Annotated in this window: 10 protein-coding genes; 8 read left to right on the forward strand and 2 right to left on the reverse strand. The window is 62.3% G+C overall.

Translation table 11 applies throughout. The features are described 5' to 3' along the window. Window positions 1-18 precede the first annotated feature (18 nt). Window positions 19-1,290, reverse strand: a complete 1,272-nt coding sequence (locus tag FAA86_RS16720) for a DUF3422 family protein (RefSeq protein WP_136542315.1) — start codon at window positions 1,288-1,290, stop codon at window positions 19-21. 161 nt (window positions 1,291-1,451) lie between these two features. Between FAA86_RS16720 and FAA86_RS16725 the strand changes: the two genes are divergently transcribed. From FAA86_RS16725 to FAA86_RS16760, 8 genes are all read left to right on the forward strand, one after another. Next, entirely contained in the window at window positions 1,452-2,255 is an 804-nt protein-coding gene (locus tag FAA86_RS16725; protein WP_113462075.1) for a FadR/GntR family transcriptional regulator, read from the forward strand. A 143-nt stretch (window positions 2,256-2,398) separates the two neighbouring features. Further along, window positions 2,399-3,736, forward strand: a complete 1,338-nt coding sequence (locus tag FAA86_RS16730) for a glycosyltransferase family 4 protein (RefSeq protein WP_113462076.1) — start codon at window positions 2,399-2,401, stop codon at window positions 3,734-3,736. After that, complete coding sequence (locus FAA86_RS16735) at window positions 3,718-4,491, forward strand: HAD-IIB family hydrolase (RefSeq protein ID WP_246035116.1); 774 nt, start codon at window positions 3,718-3,720, stop codon at window positions 4,489-4,491. Before FAA86_RS16730 ends, FAA86_RS16735 begins: the two co-directional genes overlap by 19 nt. 175 nt (window positions 4,492-4,666) lie before the next feature. Beyond that, on the forward strand, window positions 4,667-5,176 hold the full coding sequence (locus FAA86_RS16740) for an NUDIX hydrolase (RefSeq protein ID WP_183954593.1): 510 nt from the start codon (window positions 4,667-4,669) through the stop codon (window positions 5,174-5,176). A 173-nt stretch (window positions 5,177-5,349) separates the two neighbouring features. After that, entirely contained in the window at window positions 5,350-6,855 is a 1,506-nt protein-coding gene (locus FAA86_RS16745) for an inorganic phosphate transporter (RefSeq protein ID WP_136542316.1), read from the forward strand. 19 nt (window positions 6,856-6,874) lie between these two features. After that, window positions 6,875-7,612, forward strand: a complete 738-nt coding sequence (locus tag FAA86_RS16750; RefSeq protein WP_136542317.1) for a 16S rRNA (uracil(1498)-N(3))-methyltransferase — start codon at window positions 6,875-6,877, stop codon at window positions 7,610-7,612. A 142-nt stretch (window positions 7,613-7,754) separates the two neighbouring features. Next, complete coding sequence (locus FAA86_RS16755) at window positions 7,755-9,128, forward strand: glutamate--cysteine ligase (protein WP_136542318.1); 1,374 nt, start codon at window positions 7,755-7,757, stop codon at window positions 9,126-9,128. Between the two features lie 112 nt (window positions 9,129-9,240). Further along, window positions 9,241-10,149, forward strand: a complete 909-nt coding sequence (locus tag FAA86_RS16760) for a DUF937 domain-containing protein (RefSeq protein ID WP_136542319.1) — start codon at window positions 9,241-9,243, stop codon at window positions 10,147-10,149. Window positions 10,150-10,221: 72 nt separating this feature from the next. Here FAA86_RS16760 and FAA86_RS16765 read toward each other — a convergent pair whose 3' ends face one another. Next, the gene (locus tag FAA86_RS16765) at window positions 10,222-12,723 is read right to left on the reverse strand and encodes a methyl-accepting chemotaxis protein (RefSeq protein WP_136542320.1); all 2,502 of its coding nucleotides are present in this window, start codon (window positions 12,721-12,723) and stop codon (window positions 10,222-10,224) included. Window positions 12,724-12,865: the final 142 nt, after the last annotated feature.

The following is a 12,865-nucleotide window of genomic DNA, read 5'->3' on the forward strand; positions in this document are numbered from 1 at the left end:
CGCCGCAGCAAGACCTGATCAGCCGTCCCGCTCGTGGCTCCTGCGGATCCTCCTTACCACCCACCAGACGCCGAGCACGGAGAGCGGCACCGAGAGGCCGGTGATGATGGCGGGGTCGAAGGGCAGGACATCGTGGGGCACGGCCTTTACGGCATAACCGACGAGGCCGACGACATAGTAGGAGATGGCGGCGACCGAGAGACCTTCGACGGTCTGCTGCAGGCGTAGCTGCATTTCGGCGCGGCTGTTCATGGCGGTCAAAAGATCGGAGTTCTGGCGCTCCAGCTCGACATCGATCCAGGAACGGACAAGGGCCGTGGCGCGCGAGAGTTTTCGCGAGAGGTTGGCCTGGCGTTCTTCGATCGACTGGCAGGTGCGCATGGCCGGCGCCAGACGCCGCTCGAGGAAGGCGCCCAAGGTCTCGTGTCCCGGGACCGGTGTCTCGTCGAGCGTCTTGATGCGCTCGCGGACGATGCCGTCATAGGCACGGCTGGCACCGAAACGGTAAAGGCTCAAGGCTGCATTGGCTTCAAGCTCGGCTGCAAGGCGTGTGAGTTCCGAGAGCATCTCGTCGGACTCGTCCCGGGCATGGGCCTTCATCCGCTGCGTGACGGCCGTCAGCCCGTCTTCGATGCGGCGCATCTCCGGCGACAGCGTCTGGGCGAGCGGCAGGCCGAGCATGGCCATGGTGCGATAGGTCTCGATATCGAGCAGGCGCTGGACGACGGCGCCGCGTCCCGCTTCCGTCATGCCGCGGTCGACAACGAGGATGTGGGTGAGGCCGTGGCCATCCTGGCGGAAGTCTGTGAGCACGGCCGCCTGGCCGTTTTTCAGCTCGCTGTAGCAGAGGCTTGCGGGATCGAAGACGCCGCGCGCCTCGACCGTTTCAGGGCCTTCCGGGCGCAGTTCGAGACGGATGCCTGAAATCAGTGGCCCGGGTGCGGTGAAGCCATCGCCGAACGGGTGCACGGGCACTTCGCCGCCGAACTTCTCCGGCAGCGGTCCATCCCAGAACCAGGTGGAGAATTCAGTGTGGCGCTCCCAGCGCAATGTCCCCTGCCCCCAGGGCAGTGCGTGGTAACGTCCGTTCTTCTCAGGCGGCGCGACACCCCTCGCCCGCGACAGTTCGGAGATCGCGGCATGGTGGACCGCCGAGCCGCCATCCATCATGAAGGCGAGCTGGAAGATCACGCGGCCCGACTTCACCAGCGCATAAGGCCGGGCATGTATCTCGCCGAGTGCCAGCGCCCGCTCCGGCGCCATTGGAAATGCGAAATCACCCTTTGCCACGCCGACCGTCTCCCTTGCCCTGATCCAAAGCTAGCAGCGAGTGATGCGAACCGCAAAGATGCATTTGTCACAGCGGATGAGGATACTGCTCCTTTTCGAAGTGGGCAGATTATTTGACCAGTCTTCGCTTCGCTTGCTAAGTGAGCGGAGTGGAGGCCGCGATGGACGAGAGCGACGAAACCTTGTTTTCTGGCGTGAGCCACAGCCGGACCGCCGATGAGGTGGTGCAGCAGATCGAGCTGCTGATCCTCGACGGCGTGCTGCGTGACGGCGACCGCCTGCCCGGGGAACGGGAGCTTGCCCAATCGCTGGAAGTCTCCCGCCCGATCCTGCGCGATGCGCTGAAGGAACTGGAGAACCGGGGTCTTCTGGTCAGTCATCATGGCGGCGGGACCTTCGTGGCCGACATCATCGGCCAGGTGTTTTCCCAGCCAATCACCGATCTGATTTCGCGCCATGCCCGCGCCACCCGGGACTATCTCGAATACAGGCGCGAACTCGAAGGGCTGACGGCAGAGCTTGCGGCACAGCGGGCGACGGCGACCGACAAGGCGCTGCTTTCGCGCATCATCGCGGACATGCGGCGCGCCCATGACGAGAGCCAGCCCGAGGATGAACTCTCAGCCGATGTGGACTTCCACAATGCCGTGGGCGAGGCGGCCCACAACATCATCCTCCTGCACACAATGCGGGCCTGCTATCGGCTCCTGTCGGAAGGCATCTTCTTCAACCGCAAGGCCGTCTTCTCGCTGCCGAATGCCCGGGAGCAACTGCTGGAGCAGCATGTGGCGATCCATGACGCCATCCTGGCGGGCGATCCTGCGAGCGCGAAGGCCGCAGCCCAAGCGCATATCGACTTCGTCATGCGCGCGGCCGACGAAAGCGCCCGTGCGAACGAGTGGGGCCGTATTGCCAAGCTGCGGCTGATCCGGCGCGATGGCGGACGCGGCGGCCGCAGCCGATAACGACCGGCACGCCGTCCCACAGACGGTTTCAAATGCGACAAATCTGCAATCACGCAGAAATTTCGTTCTGAATTTGGAACCTTTTGCCGTTTCAGGTATTATTATTCCCGCTTCTTAAGAACGAATTTTCAAGAGTGGGGATTATGGCTTTACCAACGGATCCGCATGAGACGCCGCGCATTGCGCTCGTTTCCACGCATGGCTACGTGGCTGCACAGCCGCCTCTCGGGGCCGCCGATACCGGCGGCCAAGTTGTTTATGTGCTTGAACTGGCGAAGAAACTCGCCCAACTCGGCCACAAGGTCGATATCTTTACCCGCCGCTTCGAGGATCAGCCTGAGATCGATGAGGTCGATGAACATGTGCGGGTCGTGCGCATTCCCTGCGGCGGCCCGGATTTCATCCCGAAGGAATATCTGCACCGGCACCTCAACGAGTGGAATGAAAAGGCGCTGCGCTGGATCAAGCGCGAAGGGCTCACCTACCTCTTCATCAACAGCCACTACTGGGATGCCGGCGTTGCCGGGCAGCGGCTCTCAGAAGCCCTGCGCGTCCCGCATATCCATACGCCGCATTCGCTCGGCCTGTGGAAGAAGCGGCAGATGGAGACGGACTATCCGGAGCGGGCCGACAAGTTCGAGCAGGAGTTCAACTTCAAGGAACGCATCCAGCACGAGCTGATCGTCTATCGCAGCTGCCAGCTGGTGATCGCCACGACACCGATCCAGCTCGACATGCTGACCGAGGATTACGGACTGGCGCGCAACCGCGTGCACATGATCCCGCCGGGTTACGACGACAACCGCTTCTATCCTGTCTCTGAAGCCTCGCGGAAAATGGTTCGGCAGCGCCTCGGCTTCGAAGGCACGACGATTCTCGCGCTGGGCCGTTTGGCAACGAACAAGGGCTATGATCTCCTGATCGACGCTTTTTCGGTTCTTGTCGAGCGTGTGCCTGAGGCACGGCTGAGGCTTGCGGTCGGCGGCGAGAACATGGATCCGCAGGAAGAAACCATCCTCGCCCAACTTAAGCAGCAGGTCGTGGATCTCGGGATCGCCGACAAGGTCGATTTTTCGGGCTTCATTGCCGACGAGGATCTGCCGGACATGTATCGTGCAGCCGACCTCTTCGTCTTGTCCAGCCGGTACGAGCCGTTCGGCATGACCGCGATCGAGGCGATGGCGAGCGGGACGCCGACGATCGTCACCATCCACGGCGGTCTCTTCCGTGCCATCAGCTACGGCCGCCATGCACTCTTTGCCGATACCTTCGACAAGTATGACCTCGGCATCACCATGATGAAGCCGCTGAAGCATCCGCGGCTTTACGGTCGGCTGTCGCGCATGGGTGCGCACAAGGCCCGCAGCCTCTTCACCTGGACCGGCATCGCGCAGCAGCTCGTCGCCCTTGTGGAAGGCCGCCCGGTGGCGCAAGCTCTTGAAGAAAGCGACTGGGGCGAACCATGGAACGACGGGGATTGAAACCGGTCCGTTTATTCTCATCGGATCTCGACGGCACGCTCGCGGGTGACCGCGGCGCGTCCATCGAGTTCGCACGACTTTGGCAGGCGCTGCCGGACAACGAGCGCCCGCTCCTCGTTTATAACAGCGGGCGGCTGATTGAGGACATCCTCGAATTTACGGCGGAGGAAGGCCTGCCGAAGGCTGATTTCCTGATCGGCGGGGTCGGCACCATGGTGCATTCCGAGAACCATCCGCATCTCGCCGCCGCCTATACGGCCGTCATTGCCGATGGTTACGACGTCGACCTGATCGAGGCCGAGCTTGTGATGATGGAGCGGCTGACCCGGCAGCCGGCGCAGTATCAGCACGACTACAAGTCCAGCTGGTATCTGCATGATGCCAGTGCCGAAGAAATTCTGGAACTGGAACAGATGCTCGCCAGTTCGGGCCACCGAGCGCGGATCGTTTATTCGAGCGCGCGCGATCTCGACGTGTTGCCGGAGATTGCCGACAAGGGACAGGCCCTGATCTGGCTTTGCGGCGAGCTCGAAATCTCGATGGACGAGGTGGTGGTTGCCGGCGACACGGGCAATGACCGCGGCATGTTCGAACTGGAGGGTGTCCGCGGGATCCTGCCCGGCAATGCTCTCCCGGAGCTCGTCAGCCTCGCACAGGCCAGAGACGGCATCATCACGACCAAAGGCAAAGCCGCTCGTGGCGTGATCGAAGGGCTGACCCAATTCGGCGTGTTTGCGACGCCGGAACCGACTTGAATGTCGGAAAATGCGACTTTCGGGCACCGAATGTCGCATTGAATTGAACGCCTGGCGCTCACACCTGATAAGCAGCGCTAACTATTGCGTGAAAAACTTGAGCTTCCCGCAACATTGGCCGCAAAGCTGCGGCTGACAGGCGTATCCTTAAACAACGAATCGAGGTGACAAGTCCTTGGGAATCATCGGCCGCATCACATCCGACATCAAGCTCATGCTGCAGCGTCCGCCGCGGCAGCAATTTGCTGCGATCTGCCATCGCCGCAAGAAGAAGACGGGTGAGTTGGAGGTGCTGCTGATCACGAGCCGTGACACCGGCCGATGGGTCATTCCGAAGGGCTGGCACATGCCCGGCAAGCAGCCCTATGCCATTGCCGAACGTGAAGCCTTCGAAGAGGCCGGCATCAAGGGCAAGGCAACAGTCGAGCCGATCGGCTTCTACACCTACATGAAGAAGATGCGCGGTGGCCACAAAGTGCCGACCCGGGTGCAGGTCCATGCCCTGGAGGTCAAAGGCGCCGTGAAGGAGTTTCCGGAAAAGGGCGTGCGTCGCCTGGAATGGGTTTCCTGCGACGAGGCCGCCTCGCGCGTGGACGAGCCGGAACTGAAGATGCTGTTCGGTGACTTTGCCAAAATGTCACAATCGGCAGCCCCCGTGGCAAAAAAAGCTGCACAAACGGCCTGAAATCAACTGTCACAAAACTGTCATATTGCGGCAGCGGCCCTTTATCGCTAGGGGCTTCTGCCATCAGATGGGATTTTCCGCACAGGCCAATAGATCGCGGATCAGGTTTCATCATCCGCCGCTAGAAAGAGAATGAGGAACCGGACAGGTAGCCTCGTCCGGAGACATCTCGCATGGGCAAGACCAAGCCGAAACTCGTCAAGCCAACACTGGACAAGGATCTCGACAAGATCGCTCATGTGGAGGAAGCGGCGCACCACGTGTCGCGCGGATTCGCGCCACTCGGGATCGGGCTGATCTTCCTCGTCGTCGTGGCGGTGGTGGCTGCTGCGGTCGTCATGGACCGCCCCGGTGCTATGGTCATCGTTGCCGCAGCAGCGATCGGCGCCTACATGGCGATGAATATCGGCGCCAATGACGTCACCAACAATGTCGGACCGGCCGTCGGCTCACGGGCCATGACCATGGGCGTGGCACTGGCGATTGCCGTCGTCTTCGAAACGGCGGGCGCGATGATCGCCGGCGGCGATGTTGTGTCGACCATTTCGCGCGGCATCGTCGATCCGTCCAAGATGCCGAATGCGGATGTCTTCATCTGGGCAATGATGGCGTCCCTGCTTTCGTCGGCGCTCTGGGTCAATCTGGCGACCTGGATCGGCGCGCCGGTTTCGACGACCCATGCAGTGGTCGGCGGCGTCCTCGGCGCAGGCGTGGCGGCAGCCGGGATGTCGGCGGTCGATTGGGGCGTCATGGGCGGGATTGCCGCAAGCTGGGTGATTTCGCCCGTGCTCGGTGGCGTCATCGCTGCCCTCTTCCTCGCCTTCATCAAGGAATTCATCATCTACCGCGAGGAGAAGATCGAGGCTGCCCAGCGCTGGGTGCCGGTTCTGATCGGCATCATGACGGGATCCTTCATCGCCTATCTCGCACTGAAAGGCCTCAACAAGCTGATCGCCGTCAGCCTCGTGCAGGCCTGCCTGATCGGTCTCGGCTTCGGTGTTCTCTCGTGGTGGCTGAGCGTTCCCCTGATCCGGCGGCAGTCGCGCGGGCTCGAGAACCGCAACCAGTCGCTCCGCAAGCTCTTCCAGCTGCCGCTGATCTTCGCGGCTGCCCTGCTCTCCTTCGCCCATGGCGCCAATGATGTGGCCAATGCGATCGGACCGCTCTCGGCCATCGTGCATGCAGCGCAGGACCACGAGATTTCCGGACAGGTCACGGTGCCGCTCTGGGTCATGGTGATCGGTGCCGCCGGCATTTCGCTCGGGCTTCTGCTCTTCGGGCCGCGCCTCATCCGCCTCGTCGGCGAGCAGATCACCAAGCTCAACCCGATGCGCGCCTTCTGCGTTTCGCTGTCGGCAGCGATCACGGTGATCGTCGCCTCGGCGCTCGGCCTGCCCGTCAGCTCCACCCACATTGCCGTTGGTGCCGTCTTCGGTGTCGGCTTCTTCCGCGAGTGGTATACCCGCAACTCCAAGCGGCGCATGGAATACATGCGCAACAAGGCGGAGCGCTACGTGATCGAGCCGAAGCCGGAGCGCAATCCGGAAGAGATCCGCCGCCGCTATCTGGTGCGCCGTTCGCATTTCATGACGATCGTTGCTGCGTGGATCATCACGGTTCCGGCCTCCGCCGCACTTGCAGCCTTCCTGTATTGGGTTATGTCTCAGCTCGCTCTTTGATCCCGGAGACGAGACCATCATGCGTGCCAATTACCGGATGCAGCGGCTCTATGTGACCGCCGACCTCAGCTTGAACCAGGCCTTCGAGGCGACGGCGGAACAGTTCAACTACCTCGCCAACGTGTTGCGCTTCGAAGAAGGGGCGGAACTTCTGGTGTTCAACGGACGGCATGGCGAGTGGAAAGCGGCCGTGCATTTTCCGACGCGCAAGAAGATCCTGATCACGCCGATCGAAGAAACACGCCCGCAGCCCGAAAATTGCGATCTGCAGTTTCTCTTCGCGCCGCTCAAGGTCGGGCGCATGGACTATCTCGTGCAGAAGGCGGTCGAGATGGGCGCCGGCATCCTGCAGCCGGTGATGACGCAGCATGTGCAAGGCAAGATCGGCAGCATCGATCGTCTGCAGGCCAATGCCGTCGAAGCCGCCGAGCAATGTGGCATCCTGGCGATCCCGCAGGTCCGGGAGTCGCTGAAGCTCAGGGACCTGCTCGACCGCTGGCCGGCCGATCGCCGGATCATCTATTGCGACGAAGACAGCGCCACGCAAAATCCCCTGCCCGCTCTCTCGAAGATCGAGGAGACGTCCTTCGCGCTGCTGGTCGGGCCGGAGGGTGGCTTTTCGGAAGACGAGCGTGCGCTCTTGCGCTCCCTGCCCTTCGTGACGGCCATTCCGCTCGGTCCGCGCATCCTGCGTGCCGACACGGCCGCCGTGGCCGCCATGGCCGTTGTGCAGGCCGCCATCGGCGACTGGCGCTAGCCTCCATTTCCGCTTCACCTCGTTCCAGTTTTTTGAGTCGTGCTTGAGAGAATTTCACTTGCACGGCACATAAATCCGGTTCAATCAGCCACAGTGATGGGCCTGCTTGGGCCCGCCTACGACGCCCAGCAAGGTAGCTTTCATGGCCCGTGATACGACCGACCAGACCCCTCTCGGCACACTCGACGACATGGCGGCCTACATGGCAGCCGGGGCCAAGCCGAAGGAGAAGTTCCGGATCGGCACCGAGCACGAGAAGTTCGCCTTCTTCCGCGCCGACAACAGCCCCGTTCCCTATTTTGGCGAAGCCAGCATCTCCGCCCTTTTGACCGGTATGCAGGCCAAGCTCGGCTGGGAGCCGATCATGGACGGCGAGAACATCATCGGGCTCGGTGAACAGCACGGCATGGGCGCGATCTCGATTGAGCCCGGCGGCCAGTTCGAACTTTCGGGCGCGCCGCTCGAGACGCTGCACCAGACCTGCAAGGAATCCAACCAGCACCTCGCCGTGCTGCGTGATGTCGCAGAACCCATGGGCATCCGTTTCCTCGGCATCGGTGGCAGCCCGAAATGGTCACTTGCCGAGACGCCGCGCATGCCGAAATCGCGCTACGAGATCATGACCCGCTACATGCCGAAGGTCGGCAGCCAGGGTCTCGACATGATGTACCGGACCTGCACGATCCAGGTTAACCTCGACTTCTCCTCGGAAGCCGACATGCGCCAGAAGATGCGGGTGTCGATGAAGCTGCAGTCGCTGGCGACCGCGCTCTTTGCCTCCTCGCCTTTCACCGAGGGCAAGCCCAACGGGCTTCTGTCCTGGCGCGGCGACATCTGGCGCGACACCGACAACCGCCGCGCCGGCGTTCTGCCCTTCACCTTCTCCAAGGACTTCTCCTTCGGCGACTACGTGAACTGGGCGATCGATGCGCCGATGTATTTCGTGGTCCGCGACGGAAAGTATCACGACTGCACGCACATCACCTTCCGCCAGTTCATGAATGGTGCACTCAAGGGCGAGATCGCCGACTGGGAACCGCAGCTCGGCGACTGGACCAATCACCTGTCCACCCTCTTCCCGGACGTTCGCCTGAAGCGCTTCCTCGAAATGCGCGGCGCCGACGGTGGCCCGTGGAGGCGCATCTGTGCGCTGCCGGCGCTCTGGGTCGGTCTGCTCTACGACGACGCGGCTCTGGCAGCCGCGGACGAAATGACCGCCGGCTGGACGGTCGAGGATGTGGTGGCCATGCGCGACGCCGTTCCGGCGCAGGGGCTGAAGGCGTCTGTTGCCGGACGGCCGCTGATGGAGGTTGCGCGCGAGGTTGTCGAGATCTCCCGCACTGGCCTCAAGGCCCGGGCGCAGCTCAACGCCGAAGGCCAGGACGAGAGCGTCTTCCTCAACACGCTGGACGAGGTTCTCGCCAAGCGGACGACACTCGCGGACGATATGCTGGCACTCTATCACGGCCGCTGGAACGGCTCGGTCGATCCGGTTTTCGTGGACTACCAGTACTGAGCCTTCGCTCTTGCCGCCGCATGCATTTCAGCAAGGTGGCAAAAAGCGGTTTGCTGAGGGACCTTTCCGGATATAGTGCGGAATCATCTGCACGCATCCGGGGAGAAATGCCATGCTGCCACTGTTCGACATGATGCTGCAGGCGCAAAACGGCATGGCGATGGACGCCATGGCCAAGCAATACGGCCTGGCACAGGAACAAGCGGCCAAGGCAGTCGCGGCGCTGATGCCGGCCTTTGCCTCGGGCTTCAAGCGCAACACCACCAACCCTTACGATTTCTCGGCCCTGTTTCAGGCGATGGCATCGGGCAATTATGCCAAATATTTCGAGGATATGAGCTCGGCCTTCACGCCGCAGGGGATCGCCGACGGCAATCAGGTGCTGCAGCAGCTCTTCGGCTCCAAGGAAGTCTCGCGCGCGATCGCCGCGCAGGCCGCGCAACTGACCGGCATCGGACAGGACATCCTGAAGCAGATGATGCCCGTCATGGCCGACACGCTGATGGGCGGCCTCTTCAAGCAGAGCACCGGACAGTTTCCTGGCGCCAACGCCTTTGCCGGCACGCCGATGGCAGCGATGATGCAGCAATGGCTGGAAAGCACCGGTCTGCAGCCGAAGCCGCAGCCGCAGGCGGCCACCATGTTCGACAACCCCTTCACCCGCGCCTTCCAGGAAATGATGGGCGCGACGCAGAAGAAGCCCGAGCCCCAGGCGCCGGCCAATCCCTTCCTCGACAATCCCTTCACCAAGGCGTTCCAGGACATGGCGGCGGCCTATACGGCGCAGATGACGGGCAAGCCGGCCGAAGCGCCGAAGCCAGCGCCGGAGCCCGAGAAGACGCCGGAGAAGGAAGCGCAGGAGAGCTTTTCCGCGATGATGAACACGATGTTCGACAGCGGACTGGAAGTGCAAAAGAGCTATCAGAAGAGCATGGAGCAGATCTTCGAGACCTATCTCTCTGCTTCGCGCAATGATGCGTCTGCAGCTGACGAGCCGGCGGCCGAGCCGAAGAAATCCTGATCTTTGCTTCCTTTCCTGAAACGAAAAACGGCGCGGTCTCCCGCGCCGTTTTCACTTGCGAGGTTAGTCGCCTCAGAACTCTTCCCACTCGCCGTCGGACTTGTTGTCCTTGGCCTGGGTCAGCTTGGCGCCGAGGCCGATGGAGATCTTGTCCATCAGCGATCGGGCGGGAGAGGCAACCGCACGGTTTCCGGCTTCCGCAGGAGCCACCTTCGGCTTGAGGAACGAGCGCGAGGCCGGCTTGGCCGCTGATGGCGCGGGCTGCGATGGTGCTGCGGGCTGGACCGGGCGGTTGAAGCCCGTGTCACGCTGATCGGCGAACCGGTTCTGAACCGTGGAAGCATTGGCTTCCAGCGTAAACTGGCCGACGAGACTGGAGAGCATTTCCGCATCGCGGGTCAGGCCCGACATCTCGGCATTGGTCTGTTCGGCCGCGCGCGCGTTCTGCTGCGTGACGTTTTCCATGCGCGCGACGGCGGCGTTGATCTCGTTCAGGCTCGCAGACTGCTGCTTGGACGTCGAGGCGATCGAGTGGATGTGGTCGCCGATCTGCACGACCTGGCCGGCGATCGACGAGAGCACCGTCCCGGTTTCGCGCACGAGGCCAACGCCGCTCGAGACTTCTTCGCCAGACTTGGTGATCAGGGCCTTGATGTCTTTGGCAGCCGTTGCGGATCGCTGGGCAAGCTCGCGGACTTCCTGGGCCACGACGGCGAAGCCCTTGCCGGCTTCTCCGGCGCGGGCTGCTTCGACGCCGGCATTGAGCGCCAGGAGGTTCGTCTGGAAGGCGATTTCATCGATGACATTGATGATCTTGGAGATCTCGCTGGAGGCGTTCTCAATGCGCTGCATGGCGTCGATGGCGCCACCGACGATTTCGCCGGAGCGATCGGAATTGGCGCGGGCTTCACGGGCGAGACGCGAGGCGTTCTCGGCGCGCTCCGAGGAATGGCGGATCGCCTCCATGATCTGGCGGATCGCCGTCGAGGTTTCAACCAGGGCTGCCGCCTGCTGCTCGGTGCGATGGCTGAGATCGGCGGTGGCGGAGCTGACCGTGCCGCTCTTGCGATTGATCTCGGCGACATTGCCATGGACGGCAGACACCGTGCCGGAGAGGCGCTCGAGCGAGGCGTTGAAGTCAAGGCGCAGGCGATCGAGATTACCGGCGAGCGGCTTGCGGATGGTGCCGGTCAGGTCACCATTGGCGAGGCGCTGCAGGCCGGTGCCAAGCACCTCGATGGCTTCTGTCAATTCGGCCTGGGCGGCTGCACGTTCGGCTTCGCGCTGGTGGCGCTCGCTTTCGGTGGCGGAGCGTCGGCTCTCGTTTTCCGCCTCCAGTTCACGCTTGTCGATTTCGGCCTGGCGGAAGACCGCCACAGAACGGACCATGTCACCGATTTCGTCGGAGCGATCGACACCCTTGAGGTCGATGTCGGTATTGCCATCGGCAAGCTGGCCCATGGAGCTGACAAGCTCCGAAATCGGGCGGGTGAAGCTGCGCGAGAAGACGAAACCTACCAGCGAGCCGATCAGGACCAGGAAGGCACCGATGCCGGCCGACTTCAGACCGGCGGAGACCAGCTGCGCCATGACCTCTTCTTCGCCGATCAGGGCGACAACCGACCAGCGCACATCGCCGAAATCGAGCGGCACGGCTGCCGCATAGCTGGTGATACCGCGATAGCCCTCGATATTGCCGTTGACGTCCTGGCCGCTCAAGGTGTCCGCGAGCAGCGGCGCGTTGATGGCGACTTTCAGGCTGTCGGAATCCGGCGTGCGGACGCTGTCGGAGACCAGCATACCGGCCTTGTCGACCAGCAGCGTTTCGCCCGTCTCGCCGAGACCGCGCGTGTTGGCGAAGATCGTGTTCAGCTGATCATTCGGCAGCTGATAAGCCAGCACGCCGAGCTTGCGCTCGTTCATGATGATCGGCACGGCAACGAAGGCTGCCGGAGCGCCATTGGACGGCGCATAGGCCTCGAAGTCGGAATTCGCGAAGGCATCGGGATCATCGCTTGCGATGACCTTGCGGAAGACCTGAGCGAGGCCCGTATCCTTGTAGGGGCCGGAGATCAGGTTGGTGCCGAAGTCGCGCTCCTTCATGACGGTGTAGACGATGTTGCCATCGGCATCGATCAGGAAGATGTCGTAATAGCCCTGTGCTTTCAGATGTTTCAGGAAGGTGACATGGCCCTGGCGGTGGGCGCGGTCGTAGCTGTCCTTCTTGGCACTTTCGAGATTGTACTTCTCGCCGATCGGATTCGGGTTCTCGTCGATATAGCGCTTGTGCAATTCTGTCGCCGGGTCGTCTCCCAGCTTTGGCCAGGCGCCGGTGATGCCGAAGAGTGCCTGCTGCGTCATCATGTCGGCGGCGGTGCCACGGGCATCGAGACGGATGGCTTCGAGGAAGCGCCGTGTCTCGTTGCGGCGACCATCCGCGGTTGCCTCCAGTTTCTGGTAGACCTGTTCGTCAAGAACCCGGCTCTGCTGGACCAACCCGATCGCCACGGAGGCGCTCAGGATTACGAGGGCGAACAGCGTGGCCGCCAGCGGCAGCTTTGTCGATATGCGCATGAAGGGTCTCCGAAGCAGGTAGCACGTCAGGCGAGTTCATCGCTGACATACGCTCGTTAGCAACAGGTTACTTCCCGAGGCTTTTCCCTTCATATTTCACAATAGAGATCGTTATTTTAGCGTTTATGAAAAAAGCCCGGCC

The organism is Rhizobium rosettiformans W3 (assembly GCF_004912135.1).
Taxonomy (GTDB): Bacteria; Pseudomonadota; Alphaproteobacteria; order Rhizobiales; family Rhizobiaceae; genus Allorhizobium; species Allorhizobium rosettiformans.

Bases quoted from the DNA above. Each gene is read 5' to 3' on its own strand.
- FAA86_RS16735 (WP_246035116.1), top strand. From the start codon at position 3,718: ATGGAACGACGGGGATTGAAACCGGTCCGTTTATTCTCATCGGATCTC.
- FAA86_RS16745 (WP_136542316.1), top strand. From the start codon at position 5,350: ATGGGCAAGACCAAGCCGAAACTCGTCAAGCCAACACTGGACAAGGAT.
- FAA86_RS16765 (WP_136542320.1), bottom strand. From the start codon at position 12,723: ATGCGCATATCGACAAAGCTGCCGCTGGCGGCCACGCTGTTCGCCCTC.
- FAA86_RS16730 (WP_113462076.1), top strand. From the start codon at position 2,399: ATGGCTTTACCAACGGATCCGCATGAGACGCCGCGCATTGCGCTCGTT.
- FAA86_RS16755 (WP_136542318.1), top strand. From the start codon at position 7,755: ATGGCCCGTGATACGACCGACCAGACCCCTCTCGGCACACTCGACGAC.
- FAA86_RS16725 (WP_113462075.1), top strand. From the start codon at position 1,452: ATGGACGAGAGCGACGAAACCTTGTTTTCTGGCGTGAGCCACAGCCGG.
- FAA86_RS16760 (WP_136542319.1), top strand. From the start codon at position 9,241: ATGCTGCCACTGTTCGACATGATGCTGCAGGCGCAAAACGGCATGGCG.
- FAA86_RS16750 (WP_136542317.1), top strand. From the start codon at position 6,875: ATGCGTGCCAATTACCGGATGCAGCGGCTCTATGTGACCGCCGACCTC.